At 64.1% G+C, this 22,545-nt stretch carries 20 protein-coding genes; 10 read left to right on the top strand and 10 right to left on the bottom strand.

From position 1 onward, the window contains the following. The first annotated feature begins 70 nt into the window (after nucleotides 1–70). The 4 genes from AB7008_RS16985 (at nucleotide 71) to AB7008_RS16970 (ending at nucleotide 3,928) form a co-directional block, all read left to right on the top strand. Entirely contained in the window at nucleotides 71–484 is a 414-nt protein-coding gene (locus AB7008_RS16985) for a Zn-ribbon domain-containing OB-fold protein (protein WP_027568974.1), read from the top strand. 3 nt (nucleotides 485–487) lie between these two features. Next, the gene (locus AB7008_RS16980; RefSeq protein WP_071915733.1) at nucleotides 488–1,627 is read left to right on the top strand and encodes a thiolase C-terminal domain-containing protein; all 1,140 of its coding nucleotides are present in this window, start codon (nucleotides 488–490) and stop codon (nucleotides 1,625–1,627) included. 105 nt (nucleotides 1,628–1,732) lie between these two features. Further along, complete coding sequence (locus AB7008_RS16975) at nucleotides 1,733–2,647, top strand: SDR family oxidoreductase (RefSeq protein WP_014496864.1); 915 nt, start codon at nucleotides 1,733–1,735, stop codon at nucleotides 2,645–2,647. A gap of 114 nt (nucleotides 2,648–2,761) precedes the next feature. Then, a complete protein-coding gene (locus AB7008_RS16970; protein ID WP_028157172.1) occupies nucleotides 2,762–3,928 on the top strand; it encodes an SMP-30/gluconolactonase/LRE family protein in 1,167 nt (388 codons plus the stop codon). A gap of 75 nt (nucleotides 3,929–4,003) precedes the next feature. Here the strand turns inward: AB7008_RS16970 and ppc are convergent, their stop codons facing one another. The 6 genes from ppc to AB7008_RS16940 all read right to left on the bottom strand — a co-directional run bounded on the left by ppc (nucleotide 4,004) and on the right by AB7008_RS16940 (nucleotide 11,933). After that, complete coding sequence (ppc, locus tag AB7008_RS16965; RefSeq protein ID WP_304493353.1) at nucleotides 4,004–6,802, bottom strand: phosphoenolpyruvate carboxylase; 2,799 nt, start codon at nucleotides 6,800–6,802, stop codon at nucleotides 4,004–4,006. A 121-nt stretch (nucleotides 6,803–6,923) separates the two neighbouring features. Next, nucleotides 6,924–7,328: a YccF domain-containing protein gene (locus tag AB7008_RS16960; protein ID WP_304493352.1), complete on the bottom strand. Its 405-nt coding sequence runs from the start codon at nucleotides 7,326–7,328 to the stop codon at nucleotides 6,924–6,926. Nucleotides 7,329–7,394: 66 nt separating this feature from the next. Beyond that, a complete protein-coding gene (locus AB7008_RS16955) occupies nucleotides 7,395–8,486 on the bottom strand; it encodes a rhomboid family intramembrane serine protease (protein WP_441259117.1) in 1,092 nt (363 codons plus the stop codon). An 86-nt stretch (nucleotides 8,487–8,572) separates the two neighbouring features. After that, nucleotides 8,573–9,367, bottom strand: coding sequence for an enoyl-CoA hydratase/isomerase family protein (locus AB7008_RS16950; protein WP_441259116.1), 795 nt, complete (start codon nucleotides 9,365–9,367; stop codon nucleotides 8,573–8,575). A gap of 99 nt (nucleotides 9,368–9,466) precedes the next feature. After that, nucleotides 9,467–11,011, bottom strand: a complete 1,545-nt coding sequence (locus AB7008_RS16945; RefSeq protein WP_441259115.1) for an acyl-CoA synthetase — start codon at nucleotides 11,009–11,011, stop codon at nucleotides 9,467–9,469. A 112-nt stretch (nucleotides 11,012–11,123) separates the two neighbouring features. Further along, a complete protein-coding gene (locus AB7008_RS16940) occupies nucleotides 11,124–11,933 on the bottom strand; it encodes a crotonase/enoyl-CoA hydratase family protein (protein WP_028157166.1) in 810 nt (269 codons plus the stop codon). 105 nt (nucleotides 11,934–12,038) lie between these two features. Between AB7008_RS16940 and AB7008_RS16935 the strand changes: the two genes are divergently transcribed. Together AB7008_RS16935 and AB7008_RS16930 are read left to right on the top strand one after the other, a co-directional pair. Beyond that, nucleotides 12,039–12,911 (top strand): SDR family oxidoreductase, encoded by an 873-nt coding sequence (locus tag AB7008_RS16935; protein ID WP_028157165.1) that lies wholly within the window; start codon nucleotides 12,039–12,041, stop codon nucleotides 12,909–12,911. A 235-nt stretch (nucleotides 12,912–13,146) separates the two neighbouring features. Beyond that, nucleotides 13,147–14,727, top strand: coding sequence for a fatty acid--CoA ligase (locus AB7008_RS16930; RefSeq protein ID WP_028157164.1), 1,581 nt, complete (start codon nucleotides 13,147–13,149; stop codon nucleotides 14,725–14,727). Nucleotides 14,728–14,903: 176 nt separating this feature from the next. On the opposite strand, the gene AB7008_RS16925 is transcribed toward AB7008_RS16930, so the two are convergent. After that, nucleotides 14,904–16,178, bottom strand: a complete 1,275-nt coding sequence (locus AB7008_RS16925) for an acyl-CoA dehydrogenase family protein (RefSeq protein ID WP_304493345.1) — start codon at nucleotides 16,176–16,178, stop codon at nucleotides 14,904–14,906. 211 nt (nucleotides 16,179–16,389) lie between these two features. Here AB7008_RS16925 and AB7008_RS16920 point away from each other — a divergent pair, with 211 nt between their 5' ends. Further along, nucleotides 16,390–17,169 carry an enoyl-CoA hydratase-related protein gene (locus AB7008_RS16920; protein ID WP_441259114.1) on the top strand — a complete coding sequence of 260 codons (780 nt, stop codon included), beginning with the start codon at nucleotides 16,390–16,392 and terminating at the stop codon, nucleotides 17,167–17,169. A 134-nt stretch (nucleotides 17,170–17,303) separates the two neighbouring features. Here AB7008_RS16920 and AB7008_RS16915 read toward each other — a convergent pair whose 3' ends face one another. From AB7008_RS16915 to AB7008_RS16905, 3 genes are read right to left on the bottom strand one after another with little or no spacing between them, the layout of a single operon-like run. Further along, nucleotides 17,304–17,675 (bottom strand): DUF6285 domain-containing protein, encoded by a 372-nt coding sequence (locus AB7008_RS16915; RefSeq protein WP_441259113.1) that lies wholly within the window; start codon nucleotides 17,673–17,675, stop codon nucleotides 17,304–17,306. 3 nt (nucleotides 17,676–17,678) lie between these two features. Further along, nucleotides 17,679–18,665 (bottom strand): phosphotransferase family protein, encoded by a 987-nt coding sequence (locus tag AB7008_RS16910; protein WP_441259112.1) that lies wholly within the window; start codon nucleotides 18,663–18,665, stop codon nucleotides 17,679–17,681. Next, complete coding sequence (locus tag AB7008_RS16905; protein ID WP_028146899.1) at nucleotides 18,662–19,450, bottom strand: enoyl-CoA hydratase/isomerase; 789 nt, start codon at nucleotides 19,448–19,450, stop codon at nucleotides 18,662–18,664. The genes AB7008_RS16910 and AB7008_RS16905 overlap by 4 nt, the downstream gene beginning before the upstream one ends. A gap of 179 nt (nucleotides 19,451–19,629) precedes the next feature. Here AB7008_RS16905 and AB7008_RS16900 point away from each other — a divergent pair, with 179 nt between their 5' ends. The 3 genes from AB7008_RS16900 (at nucleotide 19,630) to AB7008_RS16890 (ending at nucleotide 22,466) form a co-directional block, all read left to right on the top strand. Then, a complete protein-coding gene (locus AB7008_RS16900; protein WP_441259111.1) occupies nucleotides 19,630–20,409 on the top strand; it encodes an SDR family NAD(P)-dependent oxidoreductase in 780 nt (259 codons plus the stop codon). A gap of 111 nt (nucleotides 20,410–20,520) precedes the next feature. Further along, nucleotides 20,521–20,901 carry a VOC family protein gene (locus AB7008_RS16895; RefSeq protein ID WP_304493340.1) on the top strand — a complete coding sequence of 127 codons (381 nt, stop codon included), beginning with the start codon at nucleotides 20,521–20,523 and terminating at the stop codon, nucleotides 20,899–20,901. A 287-nt stretch (nucleotides 20,902–21,188) separates the two neighbouring features. Next, nucleotides 21,189–22,466: an acyl-CoA dehydrogenase family protein gene (locus tag AB7008_RS16890; RefSeq protein WP_014496881.1), complete on the top strand. Its 1,278-nt coding sequence runs from the start codon at nucleotides 21,189–21,191 to the stop codon at nucleotides 22,464–22,466. Nucleotides 22,467–22,545 lie beyond the last annotated feature (79 nt).

Raw genomic sequence — 22,545 nt, 5'->3', positions numbered from 1 at the left:
ATCAAGATCGAAACAGCCAGGCGTGAAGCCCAGGCCTTATCAAGAATTGCCTTTGGGAGGGTTTTCCGACATGGCCGAACCGCAGCGCGCGCGCCCGAAACCGACGCCGGAGACCCAGCATTTCTGGGACGGCACGAAAGCGGGTGAATTGCGTTTGCAGCGCTGCGACGCCTGCGCGCATGTCTATTTCCCGCCGCGCCCGTTCTGCCCCTCCTGCGCCTCGCGCAAGGTCAGCATCTTCAAGGCGAGTGGCAAGGGTTTCCTCTACAGCTACGTGATCAATCATCGTCCCGCCGCGCCCGGCTTCACGCCGCCTTATGCGATCGCGGTGGTCGAGCTCGCCGAAGGACCGCGGATGATGAGTAACATCATCGACTGCCCGCAGACGCCGGAGGCGCTCGAGCTCGACATGAAGCTCGAGGTCGCCTTCGAGGCACTCGACGACAAGATCACCCTTCCCGTGTTCCGTCCGGCGAAGGGGTAAGCCATGCGCAGCAACCAGGTTGCCGTCGTCGGCGCGGCCGAGACTACCGAACTCGGTGTCATTCCCAACATGTCGCAGCTCCAGCTCCACGCGGATGCGGCGCTCAACGCCATCGCGGATGCCGGGCTGAAACTCTCCGACATCGACGGCTTTGCCACCGCAGTCGAAACGCCGCAGCAGGTCTGCCATTATCTCGGCATCAAGCCGACCTGGGTGGATGGCACCTCGGTCGGCGGCTGCTCGTTCATGCTGCACGTTCGCCATGCGGCGGCGGCGATCGAGGCCGGTCTCTGCAAGACCGTGCTGATCACGCATGCCGAAAGCGGCAAGTCGATGATCGGCAAGGCGCCGCGCTCGATCCCCGCCGACAGCCTGCAAGGGCAGTTCGAGGCGCCGTTCGGCGTCTACGGCCCGCCCAGCATGTTCCCGATCCCCGTGCTGCGCTTCATGAAGACCTACGGCATCACCCACGAGCAGCTCGCCTCGGTGGCGGTCGTGCAGCGCGAGTGGGCGGCGAAGAATCCGCGTGCGATGATGAAGGACCCGATCACGGTCGCTGATGTCCTCAACTCGCGCATGATCGCCTATCCGTTCCGGCTGCTGCAGTGCTGCCTCGTCACCGACGGCGGCGGTGCACTGATCCTGACCTCGGCCGACCGCGCCAAGGATTTTCCGCGCAAGCCCGTCTACATCATGGGCACCGGCGAGAGCGTGGAAACGCCGATGGTCAGCCAGATGGAGACTTTCAACTCCTCGCGCGCGTTCAAGACCGCCGGTCCCCTCGCCTTCAAGGAAGCCGGGATCGCGCACCGGGATGTCGACCATCTCATGATCTACGATGCGTTTGCGCATCTGCCGCTGTTTGGCCTTGGCGATCTCGGCTTCATGCCGCATGAAGAAACCGGCCAATTCATCGCCGACGGCAACACGCGCCCCGGCGGCAAGCTCCCGCTCAACACCAATGGCGGCGGCCTGTCCTACATGCATTCGGGCATGTACGGCATGTACGCACTCCAGGAGAGCGTGCGCCAGATGCGCGGGATCGCGCCGGCACAGGTGCCGAATGCGAAGATTTCGGTGTGCCACGGGGTCGGCGGCATGTTCGCGGCATCAGGCACGATCGTGTTTACGAACGAGAGGTAATCCTCGTCGTTCCGGGATGGTCCGAAGGACCAGACCCGGAACCTCGAGATTCCGGGTTCGTGCTTTGCACGCCCCGGAATGACAGAGACAACAGGAGGCATCCACATGACAAAATCACTGCAAGACAAGGTCATCATCGTCACCGGCGCAGGCCGCGGCATCGGGCGCGAGATCGCGCTGCTCTGCGCGGCGGAGGGCGCCAAGGTCGTCGTCAACGACCCCGGTGTTGCCGCCGACGGCGCCGGTTCCAGCGCTTCGCCTGCCGAGGAGGTGGTCGACGAGATCAAGAAGCGCGGCGGCATCGCGGTGCCAAATTTCGAGTCGGTGGCGGAGGCTGTCCCCGCCAGCAAGATCGTGAAGACCGCGACCGATCATTTCGGCAAGCTCGACGGCGTCGTCAACAATGCCGGCATCCTGCGCGACATGATCTTCCACAAGATGAGCGTGGAAGCGTTCGAGGCCGTCATCAAGGTTCACCTGATGGGCTCGTTCTACGTCAGCCACGCCGCGGCGCGGATCTTTCGCGAGCAGGAGAGCGGCTCCTTCGTGCACTTCACCTCGACCTCCGGCCTGATCGGCAATTTCGGCCAGGCCAACTACGCCGCGGCCAAGCTCGGCATCATCGGGCTGTCGAAGTCGATCGCGCTCGACATGGGCCGCTTCAACGTCCGCTCCAACTGCGTCTCGCCGTTCGCCTGGACCCGCATGATCGGCACCATCCCGACCGAGACCGAGGCCGAGAAGGCGCGCGTCGAGAAGATCAAGCAGATGGGACCGGAGAAGATCGCGCCGATCTGCGCCTATCTGCTCTCCGATGCCGCCAAGGACGTCTCCGGGCAGATCTTCGGCGCGCGCATGAACGAGCTGTTCCTGTTCAGCCAGAACCGCCCGCTGCGCTCGGTTCATCGCAGCGAGGGCTGGACGCCGCAAACGATCGCGGAACACGGCATGCCGGCACTGAAGGGCTCGTTCTACAAGCTCGACCGTTCCGCCGACATCTTCCCCTGGGATCCCGTCTAGCCGTTTTCCCAGCTATTGTTGCGTTGCGATCTCCGGTTGTCCGGCCGGAGATCGCCCGCATTACGCCCGATTGCGGGCGAATGGTTTCCTTCCAACAAAAAACGGGAGGCGACTATGACAAAATCACTGACCATTTCTGCCGATACTGACGAGCCTCGCCTCGGACGCCGCACCCTCCTGAAGGGCGCGGCGGCTGCAGTCGCTGCGACGGGCGTCACCATGAACGCAGCCCTGGCGGCCTCCGTCACGCCGTTCGGCCAGACCGCTACTCCGACGAGGTCGACGGCGCCATTGCCCTTGGGACCTCTGCCCGGCAGCCGCTACCCGGACTCCCGTCTGGAATCCGCCAAGAAGGGGCCGCCAACGTTCGGGCCTGCCGACTTCCCGGCCTTCGCCGGCACCATGGCGGTCGAGCGTGTTGCAACCGGCTTCCGCTGGGCCGAGGGTCCGGTGTATTTCGCGGCCGGGCGATACCTGCTGTTCAGCGACATTCCCAACAACCGCATCATGCGCTTCTCGGAGGACGACGGTCACGTCAGCGTCTACCGTCAGCCCTCGATGAATTCGAACGGCAACACCATCGATCGCGAAGGACGCCTGATCACATGCGAGCATAGCGGTCGGCGCGTGACACGGACCGAACTCGACGGCTCGATCACCATCATCGCCGACAAATTCAATGGCAAACGACTGAACTCGCCGAACGATGCGGTCGTTACCGCCGATGGCGCTATCTGGTTCACCGATCCGGCCTACGGCATCGGTGGCTTCTATGAGGGCATCAAGGCCGACCCCGAGCAGGAGAAGAAGAACGTCTACCGCGTCGACCCGAAAACCGGCGACGTCAAGGTCGTCATCGACGATTTTGTGGAGCCCAACGGGATCACGATCTCGCCCGACGAGAAGAAGCTCTACATCTGCGAGACCGGATTCACGGACGGACCGGACAACCCATCGCATATCCGCGTGTTCGACCTCGACGTGGCGGCGGGGAAGGTGTCGAACAGCAAGGTCTTCGCCGAGATGCCAAAGCCAAGCATCACCGACGGCGTCCGCTGTGACACCGAAGGACGGGTCTGGTGCTCGGTGGGCTGGGGCGATCCGAACGAAGACGGCGTGCGCTGTTATACGCCATCGGGCGGTCTGCTCGGCAAGATTCATATTCCGGAGACAGTAGCGAATCTGAGCTTCGGTGGTCAGCAGCGAAACAGGCTGTATATCTGTGGCTCGACATCGCTCTATGCCGTCTACACCAGTGTGCAGGGCGCACTAAAGCCGTGAACATCAACGAATAGCGAATGGTGAGTAGCGAATAGTCGGCAGCGGCATGCCCTTCTGTTCACTACTCGCCCCCTCCTAACCCGTATTCCTCAGCCCCGCCGAAATGCCGTTGATGGTCAGCTGAATACCGCGCAGCACCTGTTCATCCGGGTTCTGCGCGCGGTGCTCCTTCAGCAGCTCGACCTGCACGTGGTTGAGCGGATCGAGATAGGGGAAGCGGTGGCGCACCGAGCGCTCCAGCAGCGGGTTGCCCTGGAGCAGCCGGTCCTGGCCCATGATATCGAGCAGCGTCTCGATGCAGGAATGCCATTCGCGGCGGATCCGGCCGAAGATCTTTTCGCGCAAGCCTTCGTCCGGCACCAGTTCGGCATAGCGCGAGGCGATCGCGATCGAGCTTTTCGCCAGCACCATGTCCATGTTCGAGAGCAGCATGCGGAAGAACGGCCATTCCCTGTAGAGCTCCTTCAGGAACGGCATGCCCTTGTCGGGATGCTCCGCGATCCACTGCTCGACCGCGCTGCCGAAGCCATACCAGCCCGGCAGCATCAGGCGGCATTGCGCCCAGGAGAACACCCAGGGGATGGCGCGCAGATCCTCGATCGCGCGGGTCTTCTTGCGCGATGCCGGACGGCTGCCGATGTTCAGCGTCGCGATCTCGTTGATGACGGTCGACGCCCAGAAATAATCGACGAAACCATCGGTCTCGTAGACGAGGCCGCGATAAGCCTTGAAAGCCAGATTTGAAAGCTCGTCCATCGCGGTGAGATATTCGCGGCGCGGCGCGCTCTGGCGCGGATGCAGCAGGCTCGCCTCAAGCGTCGCGGCGGCGAGGATCTCCAGATTGTTGCGCCCGACTTCGGCGTTGGAATATTTCGACGAGATGATCTCGCCCTGCTCGGTGATGCGGATCTGCCCGTTCACCGCGCCGCCGGGCTGCGCGATGATGGCGTCATAGCTCGGGCCGCCGCCGCGGCCGACCGAGCCGCCGCGACCGTGGAACAGGCGCAGCCGCACACCGTGGCGCTCAAACACGTCGACGAGGCCGATCTCGGCCTTGTAGAGTTCCCAGCCCGAGGTGACGAAGCCGCCATCCTTGTTGCTGTCGGAATAGCCGAGCATGACCTCCTGCACGCTGCCGCGGCTGTCGACGAGGCGGCGGTAATCGTGCAGCGACAGCATGCGATCCATGATGGCGCTGGAGGCCTGCAAATCCTCGATGGTCTCGAACAGGGGCACGATGTTGATGGCGCTGCGGCCGGAGGGATGGACGAGACCGACCTCCTTGAGCAGCACGGCCACCTCGAGCATGTCGGACATGCCCTTGCACATCGAGATGATGCATTGGGGAATGGCGTCCGAGCCGAACTTCGCATGCGCCTCCGCGGCGGAATGGAAGACGTTGAGCTCGCCCATGGTCTCGTCGCTGTATTTGACGAATGGCGAGACCAGCGAGCGCGTGCTGCGCAGCTCGTTGGTGAGCAGCGAGATGCGCGCGTCCTCGCCGAGCGCGAGATAGGACATGCCGGGGTTCGCGGCATCCATCAGCTCGGCGATGGTACGCTCGTGCACGGCAGAATTCTGGCGGATGTCGAGCCGCGCCAGGTGGAAGCCGAAGCAGTCCACCGCGCGCCGCAGCAGCCGCAGCCGGCCGCGGGCGATGACGCGGGCATTGTTGGAGATCAGCGAACGGTGCAGTACGTCGAGATCGGCCTGCAGCTCCCTGACGGTCTCGTAAGGCCTGCCCTTGCCGACCGGCCGGCGCGTGATCTCGACCTCGAGCTTTTCGGCCGTCGCGGTCAGCCGCGCATAGATGCCGGAGACCGCGAGACGATAAGGCTCGCCACTCCGGTGCGGCGAGGTGTCGGGCGAGCGTTCCGCCAGCGTCCGCAGCTCCTCGGAGACGTCGGCGAGGTGCGCCGCGATCGACAGCTCCGAGCCGAGCACGTGCAGCTCGTTGAGATAGAATTGCATCACCCGGCTCGACTGCAGCCGCAGCGTCCCGCGCATCACGTCGGCGGTGACGAAGGGGTTGCCGTCGCGGTCGCCGCCGATCCAGCTGCCCATGCGCAGGAACGAGGCGAGCTCGCTTGCCGCCGCCGCGCCAGCCTCCTCCAGCCGGTCTTCGAGCACGTTGACCAGCCGCGGCACCTCGCGCAGGAAGGTGTAGTCGTAGAACGACAGGCCGTTGGCGACCTCGTCGAGCACCGTGAGCTTGGTCCGGCGCAAGAGATTGGTCTGCCACAGCGTCAGCACCTCGCGGCGAAGCTGTTCGTCGCTGGCGGCGGCCTCTTCTTCAGTGAGCGCCACACGCTCGCGGCGGTCGAGCAGGCTGGCGACCTCCATCTCGCGGTCCATGGTGCTCTTGCGGCGAACCTCGGTCGGGTGCGCGGTCAGGACCGGACTGACCAGCGCGGTCTTGAAGAAATTGCGCAGCACGTCGGAGCTGATCCCGGCGTCCCTGGCGTGGGCCAGCGTCTCCGCCAGCACGCCGGAACCGGTGCTCTGGGCGGCACTGCGGGCGCGCATCTGGCGGATGTTGTTCTGGTCCTCGGCAATGTTGGCGAGGTGGGAGAAATAGCTGAAGGCGCGGACGATCCGTACCGTCTCCGAGGTCGACATGCTGTCGAGGATCTGCTCGAGCTCGCGGCGGGCGAGCCGGTCCTCGTCGCGATGGAACCGGATCGAGGTCTGGCGGATACGCTCGACCAGGTCGAACAAGTCCGCGCCCTCCTGGTCGCGCACCGTGTCGCCCAGGATGCGTCCGAGCAGGCGGATGTCGTCGCGCAGCCGCGCATCTGCCTCCAGCGCCTGGGCGTCCTCAGCGCGGTTGGGGCGGTTGTCAATGGCGTCGGGTGGCACGGTCTGGAGGGACATGGCTCGCTTCCTTGTTCGAGCTCGCTTCGCTGCCCGGCTCCGCCGAGTGTGCAAGTTTTTTGCCGCAGCGCAAGATGAAGTTGGGGGCGGCGCACACTGAAAGGGACGATCGCTCCTTGCGCTAGGCCGGCACGATCACCTTGCCGATCGGCCAGAGCGCGATGCCGGCGAGCTTCAGATGGGCCCAGGCGAAGGGGATGCCGATGATGGTGACGGCGAGGACCAGCGCCGTCAGCAGGTGACCAAGCGCCAGCCACCAGCCGGCGAGCACGAACCAGATGATATTGCCGATCACCCCGAGCGGGCCGGTGCCGATGTCGCTCGTGCCGGTGACCTCGTAGCGGTTGACCGCTCGCGAGCCGAACGGCAGCAGCGTGTAGACGGCGATGTTGAACGCCGCCCGCGCCCAGGGCAGGCCGATGATGGTGATGGCCATGATGACGGCGGCAACCAGCCAGCCGAACGCCATCCAGGCACCACCGATGAGAATCCAGAGCAGGTTGAGCAGAATGGAAACCGGGGTCATGGATTTGAGAGCCTTGGGATGATCCGCGAGACGATGACCTTGCATATATGGGTGCGACCCCTGGGATCAAAGGCCCTGGCGACGGCTGCGTTCGGCGCGCAGCGAGGCACCGACGAATCCAACATCCCCGATGCCTCGCGAAATCTCCTTCGCGCAGAGACAAAGCGTCACCGCGCCGACGCCAATCGCGGTGAGGCCCGAGATGAGAACGGGATTCGGGCAGAATATGACCAGGAAAATGTCGAGCGGAATGTATCCAATTGGCAAGTGCGGCCAGCAAGAAAATGCCAGAGCCCAACCCCACAGCATCACGGCGGCAGCGTTCGCTGCGGCCAGGGCCGTGACGACGATCGCGAGACCCCTCTTCACGGAGAGCGCGAGATCAATCAGCTTCACGACGGCACAGCATGCGACCGCGATGATGATCATCAGACCCCAGCCGGAAGCCCCCGCGGCGATGGCCTGGGCCTGACTGCTCCAGGCCCAGGGCGCAATGACACAGGCAAGCAGGGTGAGATTGACCTTCACGACTTCGGGAAACTTGCAACGAAGCGCCCAGGCATTCGCCTTCTCGACAAGATCCAGCAATGCGCAAGCGATCAATCCGGCGGCAAAGCCCCCGAGGTGAACGCCCCAATCGATGCGCGAATTGCCGAACGCAAACGCGATATTCAGCCCGATGTTGATGGCGAAGAAATCGAACCTGAGGTCGAGCTTGCCGAGAATCCAAAGGCAAAGCAGTGCGCCCAAAATGCCCGACGTGGCGCCGGACGCGCCCACTGTCAAATAGGGTGTGGAATGGATGCCATTGCCGATGACGGCACCGAACACCATCGCGCAGAGATAGATGATGAGGAAATAAGCCGGACCGACCCGCTTCTCGAGATGTCCACCCCACAGCACCAGACACAGCATGTTCATCGTGAGATGGACGAAATTGACGTGCAGAAAGCCATAGGCAACCAGGCGCCAGTACTCATGCCGCGCGATTGCGGCCGAATACATGCCGCCGGACCGATACAGCAACTCCGCCGGTGCCGAGGGGCCGCCCGCCTGGATGAAGCAAAATCCCGATGCGAGGACCGTCACCGTCATCAGCGCGTAGACGGCCGCATGAGGGACCTCGAAGAAGCCGGGACTGGCACGGTATGAGGGCATGGGTCATCGCAAGCAGCTGGGCGGGAACCGCAACCTAGCCGAGCCGATCGATGATTGCTACTCCAGCGCGTGCCGGCCGGCCGCGCCTACCGCCCCTCGAACTTTGGCTCGCGCTTCTCCATGAACGCCTTCATGCCCTCGGCCATGTCCTGTGTCTTGAACAGCGGCAGAAGCTGGAGGTAGACGTGGTGAACGTGATCGGAGAAGTTCTCGTTGAGGCCCATCCGCATCATGCGCTTGGAGGCCTGTACCGCGAGCGGCGCGTTGGCTGCGATTTCGCGGGCGATGGCGCGGGCGCGGCCCATCAAGTCCGCATCCGGCACGACCTCGTTGGCGAGGCCCCATTCCAGACACTCGCGGGCGCTGAGCGTCCGGCCGGTAAAGATCAGCTCGGAAGCCTTGGCCCAGCCGAGCATCCGAGGCAACAGCCAGGTGCCGCCGGATTCCGGCACGACGCCACGCTTGACGAAGGCCGCCGCAAGCTTCGAGGACTCCGCCATGATGCGGATATCGCAGCCGAGCGCGCTGTCCATGCCGTAACCGGCGGCGCCGCCGTTGACGGCGCAGATGGTCGGCTTGTCCATCGCCTGAAGCACGGTGGGCGGCGTGTTGCGCAGATTGATCGTGGTCGGCGAAGACGCGGCACTGAGGCCATTGCCGTCGCGCTCCTTGCGCAAATCGAGGCCGGCGCAGAATGCCCGCCCCTTGCCGGTGAGGATCACGACCCGGACGTTGCGGTCCTCATTGGCCTCGGTCATCAGCCGCGCCAGATCGTTCAACATCGGGCCGGAGATCGTGTTCATGCGCTCCGGCGCATTCAGCGTGATCACCGCGATGTGGTCGGCGACTTCGTAGAGGACTTCGTTTGCGGCGTCGGTCATGATCATTCGTTCCCGTGTTGGAGCGCAGCGAAATCCGGGGTCCTTTTGACGCGAGCACCGCCCCGGATTGCGCTTCGCTCCATCCGGGCTACAAGGCCCTCAAATCTTCCGCCCCGCCTGCTCCCAATAGGGATCGCGGAGCCGACGTTTGAAGATCTTTCCGGAGTCTTCGCGCGGCAGGCTCGTGCGAATCTCGATATGCTTCGGCACCTTGTAGTCGGCGAGCGAGCCCTTGAGCCGGGTGCGGATATCGCCGGCATCGAGCGAGACACCCGGTTGCGGCTCGACCACCGCCATCAGCGCCTCGCCGAACTCGGCATCGGGGATGCCGAACACGGCGCAATCATGCACGCCGGGCACGGCGTGGAGCACGGATTCGATCTCGGCCGGATAGATGTTGACGCCGCCTGAGATTACCATGTCGCGCTTGCGATCGCAGATGAAGACGTAGCCGTCCTCGTCGATATAGCCGACGTCGCCCGAGGTGATGAAACCATCGCGGTCGATCTCGGTGCGCTTCTCTGGCTTGTTGTGGTAGGTGAAGTCGGCCATCCCGGCCATGCGGGAATAGATCTCGCCGATCTCGCCCACGCCCAGGATGCGGCCGTCATCGCCGATGAAACGCAGTTCGGCGCCGGGCGAAATCCTGCCGACGGTGCCGGGCTTCTTGAGCGCATCCACTGAGGTCGCGAAGGTGACGGCGCTGGATTCGGTCGAGCCGTAGAACTCGTAGATCACCGGCCCCCACCATTCGATCATGGCGCGCTTGACGTCGGCCGGACATGGCGCGGCGGCATGGATGATGTGGCGCAGCGACGAGACATCATACTTCCTGCGCACCGCCTCCGGCAGCTTCATCAGGCGGATGAACATGGTCGGGACCATGAAGATGGTGTCGATCTTGTATCGTTCGATCAGGTCCAGAAATTCTTCGGCCTCGAAGCGCGGCATCAGCACCAGTGCGCCGCCGAGCTTGCCGGCGCGAATGCCGAACGAGTTCGGCGCGGAATGATAGAGCGGACCCGGCAGAATCGCGCGAGCGCCGGGCTTGAGCCCATAGATCATCGCACGCATGCGCTCGCCGGCCGCCTGCTGGTCCGGCGTCGGTGCGTTGCGCCGCACGCCCTTGGGATGGCCTGTTGTCCCTGACGTGTAGATCATGTTCATGGGCTGCGGCACGATTGGGCCGTCGTACGGCTGGTGTTGCGCCAGCCAGGATTCGAAATCGATCGCGAAGTCGGGCGTCTTCAGATGACCTGGATCGATTTTGTAGTTTGACAGGATCTCAGGCGGGGTCGGCACGCTGAGCACGGTGACACCCTTTGGAATGGCATCGCGCAAGGCGTGCAGCATGTCGGCATGCCCGATCAGCACGGACGTGCCGGTATCCCCGAGGATGTAGTTGATCTCCTCCGGCTTGAAGTGCCAGTTGATCGGCACACCATAGGCACCTAACCGCATCGCGGCGTAGGCGGCTTCGAGGAAGGCGATGTCGTTGCGCATCAGCATGCAGACGCAATCGCCTTGCTTGACGCCGATTTTGGCGAGGCCGCTCGCGATGCGATCGGCGCGGTTGCCGACTTCGGCGTGGGTGCGGCGGCGCTCGCCGGAGACGATGCCGAGGAATGCGGACGTTTCGCTCATTTTGTTTTTCTTTGTTATTGGTGGTCGTCATTCCGGGGCGGCTCGAAGAGCCGAACCCGGAATCTCGAGGTTCCGGGTCTGGTCCTTCGGACCACCCCGGAACGACAGAAAGCTAATCCACATACCTCGCCGCACGCTTCTCCAGATTGGAGCGCACCGCCTCGGTCTGGTTCGCACTGCCGATCAGCTTCTGCTGCTCGACGGACTCGGCGAGCAGCGCCGGGCCGGGGTCGACCGAGAGATTGTTGAGCAGACGCTTTGCGGCGCGGATCGCATCGGGGCTCTTGCCGGCGATCTCGCGCGCGACTTCGAGAGCCGTGGCGCGCGGGTCGTCGCAGATGCGCGTCGCGAGGCCGTAGCTCATCGCCTCCTGCGCCGAGAAGATGCGGCCGGTGTAGGTGAGATCGCGCAGGATGTCATCGCGCACGAGCGAGGCAAGGATCGGCGTGCCCGCCATGTCAGGCACGAGGCCCCATTTGATCTCCATCACCGACATCCGCGCATCGGCCGAGAGAAAGCGCATGTCGGCACCGAGCGAGAGCTGGAAGCCACCGCCGAAAGCGACGCCGTGCACGGCCGCGATCACGGGAACCGGCAACTGGCGCCATCCCCATACCGCCTGTTGCGGAAAGTTCGCCTGGCCATGGGTGCGCTTGGTGAGATCGCGATTTTCGCCACCCGGAATTCCGTTGCCGCCCTTCTCCTTCATGGCGGCAAATCGCCCCATGTCGAGACCGGCGCAAAAGGCGCGGCCTTCGCCCGAGAGCACGACGACACGCACGCCTTTTTCTTTGGAAAGCCGGTCGGTTGCGGCAACAAGGGCCTCGAACATCGCCTGATCGAGCGCATTCATCTTGTCCGCGCGCACCAGGCGCACGTCGGCGACGCCTTCCGAGATCGAAATCGAGACGCGCTCTTCCATGGATGAATTCTCCCCTGTTCTTGTTCAATGCCGCTTTACAGGAAGCCGGCGGCCGGATTTAGTCAATCGACCAATTAACGAACAATCCCTACGGGGGAAACACCCATGTTCAAGGAAAATCTTCTGGCCGGCCGGTGCATTCTCGTGACCGGCGGCGGCACCGGGCTCGGCAAGTCGATGGCGGCGCGCTTCCTCCAGCTTGGAGCAGAGGTGCACATCTGCGGCCGGCGCAAGATCGTGTGCGACGAGACCGCGACCGAACTGATGGCTGAGTATGGCGGCCGCGTCACCAGCCACGGCGTCGACATCCGCAACGCGCTCGCGGTCGAGGAGATGGTCGAAACCATCTTTCGCGACACTCCCCTCACCGATCTCATCAACAATGCGGCCGGCAATTTCATCTCGCGCAGCGAAGAGCTCTCGCCGCGCGGCTTCGATGCCGTCGCCAACATCGTCATGCACGGCACGTTCTATGTGACCCATGCGGTCGGCAAGCGCTGGATCGCCTTGAAGCAGCCCGGCAATGTCGTTTCCATCACCACGACCTGGGTGCGCAACGGCTCGCCTTACGTGGTGCCGTCCGCGATGAGCAAGTCGGCGATCCACGCCATGACGATGTCGCTCGCCACCGAATGGGGCCGCTACGGCATCCGCCTCAACACGATCGCGCCGGGCGAGATCCCGACCGAGGGCATGAGCAAGCGCATCAAGCCCGGCGACGAAGCCGGCGCGCGCACCAAGGCGATGAACCCGATGGGCCGCGTCGGCACCATGGAAGAATTGCAGAACCTCGCGGTGTTCCTGATCTCCGGCGGCTGCGACTGGATCAGCGGCGAGACCATCGCGATGGACGGCGCGCAGGCGCTGGCGATGGGCGGCAATTTCTATCAGCTCCGCGACTGGGGCGACGACGACTGGAAGACCGCGCGCGAGAGCATCATGGCGCAGAACGAGAAGGACCGGGCGAAGCGGGGGTAATGCACCCACCGCTGTCGTCCCGGGGCGCGCATAGCGCGAGCCCGGGACCCATAACCCCAGGATGAGGTTTCATAACCCCGATCTCGCGCCACAACTCCTCCCTGTGGTTATGGGTCCCGGATCTGCGCTCCGCTTCGCTGCGCTTGTCCGGGACGACAGTGGGGCTCCCATCTTGTCTTCACCCGCGGATGACGCCACACTCCCAGGCATAAAAACAAGACGCCACGGGAGAGACATGTCCACCACACAGCCATTGGCGAATCTCGCCGACATGGTGCGCGAGCGCGCGACGAGCCGCGGGAACGCCACCGCCTACGAGTTCGAGGGCCGCGCCACCAGCTTTGCCGAGTTTGACGCTCGGACCAACAAGGTCGCGAACGCGCTGATCGCGATGGGTGTCAGGCGCGGCGACCGCATCGCCTATCTCGGCAAGAACAGCGACCTCTATTTCGAGCTGCTGATGGGCGCGATGAAGGCGGGCGTGGTGATGGCGCCGGTCAACTGGCGGCTTGCCGGACCCGAGGTCGCTTTCATCGTCGCGGATTGCAAGGCGCCGGTGCTGTTCGTCGGGCCCGAGTTCATCGCGCAGGTCCGCCAGATCAAGGACCAGCTGCCTGGCGTGCGCACTGTCATCACCACCGAAGGCGGCGCACCGGAATGGCAGGATTTTACGGCCTGGCGCGATGCGCAGAGCGGCGATGATCCCAGGGTGCCGATCGACACGAGGGATATCGCAATCCAGCTCTACACGTCGGGCACCACGGGCAAGCCGAAAGGCGCGATGCTGTCGCATGCGAACTTCCTCAACCTCGTACAAACAGGCAATGCCGAGGACAAGCCGGAATGGAACCGGTGGTCGACCGACGACGTGTCGCTGGTGGCGATGCCGATCTTCCACATCGGCGGCTCCGGCTGGGGCGTGATGGGACTCTATCACGGCGCCCGCGGCGTGATCGCGCGCGAGTTCGATCCGACCAAGGTTCTGGATTTCTTCGAGCAGTCGGGCATCACAAAGCTGTTCATGGTGCCGGCGGCGATGCAGTTCGTGGTGCGGCAGCCGCGCGCGAGGACGGTCGATTTCTCGCGGCTGAAATATATGCTGTATGGCGCCTCGCCGATTCCGGCGGCGCTGCTGAAGGAATGCATCGAGGTCTTCAAATGCGGCTTCGTGCAGATGTACGGCATGACCGAGACGACAGGCACCATCGTCGCGCTGCCACCGGAGGACCACGTCGAGGGCCTCGAGCGGATGCGCTCAGCCGGCAAGGCGCTGCCGGGTGTCGAAATCGCGATTTTGGATGCGGGCGGCAAGCCGCTGCCGCCGCGTGAGGTCGGCGAGATCGCGACGCGCTCGGGCTCCAACATGGCCGGCTACTGGAACCTGCCGGAGGCGACTGCGGCGACGCTGCGCGGCGACGGCTGGCTGCGCACGGGTGACGCCGGCTACATGGACGAGGACGGCTACCTCTACATCCATGACCGCATCAAGGACATGATCATCTCCGGCGGCGAGAACATCTACCCGGCCGAGGTCGAGAGCGCGCTGTGCGATCATCCTGACGTCGCCGAGGCTGCCGTGATCGGCGTGCCCGATGACAAATGGGGCGAGGCCGTGAAAGCCGTCGTGGTGATGAAGCCGGGCAAGCAGGCGACCGCCACCGACATCATCAACTTCACCCGCGAGCGCATCGCCGGCTTCAAGACGCCGAAGAGCGTGGAGTTCTTGCCGGCGCTACCGCGCAATCCGTCAGGCAAGATCTTGCGGCGGCAGTTGCGCGAGCCGTATTGGGCGGGGAAGGATCGAAGGGTGAATTGATCGCCGCTCCATCCACTCGTCGTCCCGGGGCGCGCGTAGCGCGAACCCGGGACCCATAACCACAGGGAGAAGTTTGGCGAAGACTCGGAGTTTCCGGCTCGTTCCACAACCACTTCCTGTGGTTATGGGTCCCCGCTTTCGCGGGGACGACCCGCGGAGAGATATCGCGTAGCGCCTCAGTGCTTCCCCGGCCCCATATACCCGAACAAAAATCCCGCCACCTTGCGCATCTGGATCTCCTCGCTGCCTTCGGTGATGCGGTAGCGGCGGTGGTGGCGGTAGATGTGCTCGAACGGCTTGTGGCGTGAATAGCCCATGCCGCCGTGGACCTGCATGGCACGATCGGCGGATTCGCAGCACAGGCGGTTTGCCCAGTAATTGCACATGGAGACGCGGTCGGAGAGCGTGCGCTCGATCTGCTCCTCGTTGAGCTGGTCCATCTCCCAGGCTGTCTTGCGGATCAACAGGCGCAGCATCTCGGCCTGGGTTGCGAGTTCGACCAACGGGAACTGGATCGCCTGGTTCTCGGCGAGCGCCTTGCCGAACGGCTTTCGCTCGCGCGCGTATTTCACACTCTCGTTGATGCAGTAGACGGCAGCGCCGAGCGAGCTCGCCGCCTGGCGGATGCGGTTCTGGTGCACGAAGCACTGCGCCAGCGACAGGCCGCGGCCAACTTCGCCGAACAGCGCATCCTCCGGGACGAACACGTCCGTAAAGCTGACACGGGGATGGTCGGTCGGCATGTTGAAGGTCCACATGTACTCCTCGACCTTCACGCCATGGCTCTTGGCCGGCACCAGGAAGCAGGTGATGCCGCGGGCATCGCCGTCATTGCCCGAGGTGCGCGCGAACAACGCGCAATGCGTGGCGACGTGCATGCCGGTCGTCCACATCTTCTCGCCGTTGATGATCCAGCCCTTGACGTTGTCGCGGGTCGCCGGCACCGCGCGCGTCTCCATGTGGGTGGCGTCCGAGCCGTGATGCGGCTCCGTCAATCCAAAGGTGATGCGGTACTTGCCCTTGATCGAGCCGTCGATCATCGCCTTCTGGTCGTCGCGGCCGTAGCGGTCGAGCATGGTGACGACGGGGAAGTTGCCGACGATCGAGTGCTCGTTCTGGAGATCGTTGTGCAGGCCGAGACCCTTGGCGGCAAAGTGCTCGCGGATCACGGCCATCCAGAGGTTGGAGCCGTCCTTGCCGCCATATTGCTTCGGCACCGGAAAACGCAGATGGCCGGCGGCGTCCGCGAGATCCTTGGCCTTGCGCAGCAGCGCTTCCCATTCATGGCGCGGCAGGCCGCCATTGTCGAAATCGGTGCGCGCCCATTCGCGGCGATGGTCGAAGAAGCGGATGTTGTCGTCGGCTTGCTCGAGCGGCTTGATCTCCCGTTCGATGAAACGGTCGAGCTCTCCGAGATAGGCGACGAGATCGGCAGGCAATGAGAAATCCACGGTGCTCTCCCGGATTGATTTTGTGTTTTGCGTTAAGGCGCTAGGCGCATTTTTGCTTCACACGATTAAGGTGAGAAGAGCGTGCACAAGTCAAGCAAGGCAAGACGTGTGACAGGCGCAAGGCGCGTCCGCGCAATTCGATGGTGTCGCGGCACTGATGCACGCTAGTATGACGCCAATATTCCTTCACGAGAAGATGCGGGAGCGCGCGATGGATCTGAAATTCTCAAAGGTGGAACGCAAGGGGCCGATCACGATCATCACGCTGTCGCGGCCCGAGGTCTACAACGCGCTGCACACCGACGCGCATTTCGAACTTCAGAAGGTGTTCGACGACTTCTCGACCGACGCCGAGCAGTGGGTCGCGGTCGTCACCGGCGCCGGCGACAAGGCGTTCTGCGCCGGCAACGATCTGAAGTGGCAGGCCGCCGGCGGCAAGCGCGGCTGGGACAAGGGTGGCTTTGCCGGCCTCACCTCGCGCTTCGACTGCGACAAGCCGATCATCGCCGCGGTCAACGGCGTCGCCATGGGCGGCGGTTTCGAGATCGCGCTCGCCTGCGACCTGATCATAGCGTCCGAGAACGCGACCTTCGCCCTGCCCGAGCCACGCGTCGGCCTCGCCGCACTTGCCGGCGGCCTGCATCGGCTGCCGCGACAGATCGGGCTGAAGCGCGCCATGGGCATGATCCTCACCGCGCATCACGTCAGCGCCAAGGAAGGCCTTGAGCTCGGCTTCGTCAACGAGGTGGTGCCGCAGGGCGAGGCGCTGTCGGGCGCACTGCGCTGGGCGGAGATGATCACCAAGAACTCGCCGATGTCGATCCGGGCATCGAAGCAGACCATCCAGAAGGGTCTCGCCGTGTCGCTGGAACAGGCGATCGAGGAGCAGCGCGACTATCCGGCGGTGAAGGCGATGGTGGCTTCGCAGGATTATATCGAGGGCCCGAAAGCGTTCTCGGAGAAGCGGCCGCCGAAATGGGTGGGGAAGTAAGAGGTCCCTTCTGCTCGTCATTGCGAGAGATTGAGGTGTAGCCCGGATGAAGCGAAGCGCAATCCGGGGCAGCTGCATCGTTTTGCGCAACCGTCCCGGATTACGCTTCGCTCCATCCGGGCTACGAGACTCGTTTACCGCCCCAGCTCCCGCTTGTATGACGCGTAATTCGGCTGATCGACCGCGAGCTTGTCCATCGTGGTCGCCCACAGATGCTCGGCGAGTCCCGGTGTTGCGAGGTCGATCTCGCCCTTGGCGATGCGATCGGCGAGCGCGCGGTTGAGATCGGCGACCGAGCCGTCCATGCCCAGCAGCGCGCGCAAACGCTCGACTTCCTTCGCGTCGCTCCCCTCCTCCTGCGTCAGCTGCCGCGTCACGAGGTCGAGGATGTTGATGGCGACGCGCAGCCTGAAGGCCTGATGGCCGGAGATCAGCGGCGTGATGTCGTTGCGGAGGAAATCGGCGACCGCCTTGGTCAGCTCGGTCGGGGTCGGTTCGTCCTGCATGTGTCAGCTCCCGCGCGGTGCCAGCAGCCGCAACAGATCGATCTCGGTCTCGGAGGCGCGGCGGCCGATCATGGCGCGCTCCATGGAATGGTCAGGCCCCTCGCGAAACCGCTGCATCATGCCGCCGCACATGATGCCCCAGCGCAGCGTGCCCATCACTTCCCAGAACTTTACGCGCGACGGTTCGACTTTGCGGCCCGCGGCCTCATAGCCGGCGAACAATTCCTCGCGTGCGCCAAAACCGCCGACCGGCTTGTCGATCTCACCAAAGCGCCAGGAATTGACGCAGACCCAGCCGAGATCCTCCATGGGATCGCCGAGATGGGCGAGCTCCCAGTCGAGCACTGCGCGGACGCCGTCGGCGCCGATGATGAGATTGCCGTTGCGGAAATCGCCGTGCACCAGCGTCGTCTCTGCCGAGGGACCGGGATCATGGTCGCGCAGCCAGCGCAGCGCCAGCTCGAACACGGGCTTTGGCCAGTTCAGGCTGCGATAGTCGCGCTCGAACTCGGAGATCTCCTGGGTCGCGGACCGGCTGCGGAGTTCGGGCAGCTTGTCCTGCGGCAGTTTGTGCAGGCCGGCGAGCACATCGCCGATCTGCCGCGCGAGACGCGGCCGCGCCGCCGCATACTCGTCATCGCGAAGAATCTTGCGGGCGATGGTCTCGCCCTCGACCCGCTGCATGATGAAGCCGGTGCCAAGATTTTCGTCGGGCGTCAGCACATGCATGACGCGCGGCGACGGCACGCCGGCCTCGAAAGCGAGCTGCATCAGCTGCGCCTCAGCCGCAAGGCCCGCCGCGCGCGTCGGCGCGGCGCCATAGCCCTTCGGCGAGCGTCGCAGGATCGCGCCGATCGGCCCATCGGGATGCTCGATGTCGAAGCGCCAGGTTTCCTGGCTGGCGCCGCCGGACAGTTTTGCCGCGCCGGTGACGCCGGTCGCCCCTTCGCACCAGCGCGCGACGCTGCGGGAGAGCTCGGCCTCGATCATTTGCCTTTGAACTGCGCCGGGCGCTTCTCCAGAAACGCGCCAACGCCTTCACGGAAATCGTCCGTGTCGCCGGCACGCAGCTGGCACTGGAATTCGAGATTGAGCTGATCCTCGAACGAATTTTCGGGGCTGTCCCAGTAGAGCTTGCGGATCAGCGACAGCGCGACCGTCGGGCCGCTGGCGAGATCGCGCGCGAGCTTCATCGCCTCCTCCATCAGCACGCCGTCGTCGTAGACGCGGTTGACGAGGCCCCATTCCAGCGCCTTCTCGGCCGGCAGCCGCTCGCCCATCAGCGACAATTCGACCGAACGCGCCCGGCCGATCAGGCGCGGCAGCAGCCAGGTCGACCCGCAATCCGGCACCAGGCCGATGCGGCGGAAGGCTTGAAGAAAGTAAGAGGATCGCGCGCACAAAATCATGTCGCCGAGCAGCGCGAAGCTCATGCCGGCGCCGGCCGCCGGCCCGTTGACGGCAGTGACGATCGGGCAATGCAGATTGCGGATGCGGCGCAGGAAGGGATGAAAGCCGGTCTCGAGCGTCAGGCCGGCCTTGGTCTTCTTCGACTGGTTGTTGCGACCCTGGAGATTCGCGCCGGTGCAGAACGCCCGCCCCGCGCCGGTCAGCACCACGCAGCGCACCTCGCCCTTCTTCTCCTCGATCGCGTCGAGCGCATCGGAGAGGCCGCCCAGCATGTCCATGGAGACCGCGTTCATCACCTCCTGATGGTCGAGCCGGAGGATCGCGACCGAGCCATCGAAATCGAGCGTGACGTGTTTGAACTGCATGGTTTCCTCGTCAGTTGGTACTAGCGATGTTTCGCAGACCGGAATTGGTTTTGCCGGGGCGCATATTTGATTTTTGTCGCGGCCTTGTCCATGGTGGTCCGAACATACCTTGTCGTCGTATCGCACAATCTTGCGCGCACAGGCTGGCGCGCGCACGTGCCAAAAACAGGAAACGCGCCATGAACCTTTTCGACCTCAGCGGCCGCGTCGCCGTGATCACCGGCGGCAATGGTGGTATCGGGCTCGGCATCGCGCAGGCGCTCGCCGGCCAGGGCTGCAAAGTCTCGATCTGGGGCCGCAATCCTGACAAGAACAAGGCTGCTGCCGCGAGCATGACGGGGCTATCCGGCAAGGTCGACACCCGCGTCTGCGACGTCACCGATCCGGCTTCGGTCAATGCCGCGATGAAGGCGACGCTCGACATTTTCGGCCGGGTCGACGGCTGCTTTGCCAATGCCGGCATCGGCGGCGGCGGCCGGCGCTCCTTCATCGAGCGCACCGAGGAAGAATGGCGCACGATGTTTGCGACCAATCTCGACGGCGTGTTCCACGCGTTCCAGGCCGCCGCAAGACACATGACCGAGCGCGCCAATGCCGGCGATCCCTTCGGCCGGCTGGTCGCGACATCGAGCCTCGCCTCGATCTTCGGCACGGCGCGCAATGAGCATTATGCCGCGACCAAGGCCGCGATCAACGCGCTGGTGCGCGCGCTCGGCGTCGAGCTGGCGCGTCACGGCGTCACCGCGAATGCGATCCTGCCCGGCTGGATCAAGAGCGACATGACCGCGGGCATCATGGCCAACGAGAAGTTCGTTGCCAATGTGATGCCGCGCATTCCGATGCGGCGCTTCGGCGAGGCCAGCGATTTCGGCGGCATCGCGGTCTATCTGATGAGCAAGGCGTCGTCGTATCACACCGCGGATACGTTCGTGATCGACGGCGGCTATACGGCGTTTTGATTTCTCGTAGCCCGGATGGAGCGCAGCGCAATCCGGGGACTTCCAAAAGCAAGCAAGACCCGGATTTCGCTACGCTCCATCCGGGCTACAAACTCTGAGGGCAAGGGCAAAATGTTTTCACACATCATGATCGGTACCAACAACCTCGACAAGGCCAAGGCGTTCTACGACCAGCTGCTCGGCACGCTCGAGGTGCGCCCGGCCAGGGTCGACGGCCATCGCATCTTCTACATCACCAAGACCGGCGTGTTCTCGGTGACGAAGCCGATCAACGGCGAGGCCGCCACGTGTGCGAATGGCGGCACCATCGGCTTTGCCGCCAACTCGCCTGAGCAGGTCGACAAGTGGCACGCCGCCGGTGTCGCCGCCGGCGGAACGCCGATCGAGAATCCGCCCGGCATCCGCGAGGGCGCAGGGAATAAGCTCTACATCGCTTATTTGCGCGACCTCGACGGCAACAAGATCTGCGCGATGCATCGGATGGCGAACTGATTGCTCCAGGACGGTGTCATTCCCCGCGAAAGCGGGGAATCCAGTACGCCGCGCCTTCTCCGTAAATCGCTGACGTCACGGAGTACTGGATCGCCCGGTCAAGCCGGGCGATGACAACAGTGAGTGCGGCCCGCACCTGCCTCCCCACGCGATTCAAACAACATTTCAAACATCTCGCGATATTCCATCGCATGGCATGGGTCGCCTGAAAAAATGCGCGCTCGCGCTTTGGCCGCGCTGCGACTATTCTGCGGCCCAACGCGATCTCAGTGACCTCGGGAGGAACAATGACAAAACACGCCTACATACCCCGCACCACCAACTACACCCTCAATCCCGGCGACGAGCTCAACGATCTCCGCATGTCGGACCAGGTCCGGCCGCTCTACGACCACGTCAGGAAGTTCATCCGCGACACCGTCGAGCCGATGTCGATCGAGTTCGCCAAGGCGGGCGAAGGCAAGCAGGACCGCTGGAGCTTCACGCCGAAGCAGCTCGAGGTGCTCGAGGTCGCCAAGAACAAGGCGAAGAAGGAAGGCCTCTGGAACTTCTTCCTGCCCGACGACGAGACCGGCCAGGGCCTGAAGAATCTCGACTACGCCTATATCGCCTCCGAGCTCGGCAAGAGCCCGCTGGCGTCCGAGACCATGAACTGCTCGGCGCCGGACACCGGCAACATGGAAGTGCTGGAGCGCGTCGGCACCAAGGAGCAGAAGGAGAAGTGGCTGAAGCCGCTGATGAATGGCGAGATCCGCTCGGCCTATGTCATGACCGAGCCGAACGTCGCCTCCTCCGACGCCAAGAACATTTCGACGACTGCAAAGCTGGTCGGCGACGAATGGGTCATCAACGGCGAGAAATATTACATCTCCGGCGTCGGCGATCCGCGCTGCAAGATTCTGATCGTGATGGTGAAGACCAATCCGGATGCGGCGCCTAGCAAGCAGCAGTCGCAGATCCTGGTGCCGCGCGACACGCCCGGCGTCGAGGTGCTCGGGCCCATGTACGTGTTCGGCCAGGACCACGCCCCGCGCGGCCACATGCACATGCGCTTCAACAACGTCCGTGTGCCCAAGGAGAACATGCTGCTCGGCGAAGGCCGCGGCTTCGAGATCTCGCAGCTCCGGCTCGGGCCCGGCCGCATCCATCACTGCATGCGCACGATCGGCAAGGCCGAGAAGGCGCTGGATCTGATGGTGCAGCGTGGCCTCACCCGCGAGGCGTTCGGCAAGAAGATCGCCCATCTCGGCGGCAACATGCAGATCATCGCGCAGGCACGCTGCGAGATCGAGGCGATGCGGCTGATGGTGCTGAAGGCCGCCAAGGCCATGGACGTGCTCGGCAACAAGGAAGCCCGCGTCTGGGTCTCCATGGTCAAGGCCATGGTGCCCGAGCGCGCCTGCAAGATCATCGACCAGTCGATCCAGATGCACGGCGCCACCGGCATCTCGCACTGGACCCCGCTCGCCGAGATGTACCAGGACGTCCGCCACCTGCGCTTCGCCGACGGTCCGGACGAGGTGCACTGGATGGTGGTGGGGCGCCACGAGCTGAGCATGGCGTAAAGGTCTCGCCTCTCTCTTTCCCCTCTCCCCGCTTGCGGGGAGAGGGTCAGGGTGAGGGGGAGCCTCCGCAAGGACGGTG

This window comes from Bradyrhizobium sp. 521_C7_N1_3, assembly GCF_052075975.1.
Classification (GTDB): Bacteria; Pseudomonadota; Alphaproteobacteria; order Rhizobiales; family Xanthobacteraceae; genus Bradyrhizobium; species Bradyrhizobium japonicum.
The sequence above is the reverse complement of the archived record's forward strand: the minus strand, read 5'-3'. Positions and strand labels throughout refer to the sequence as shown.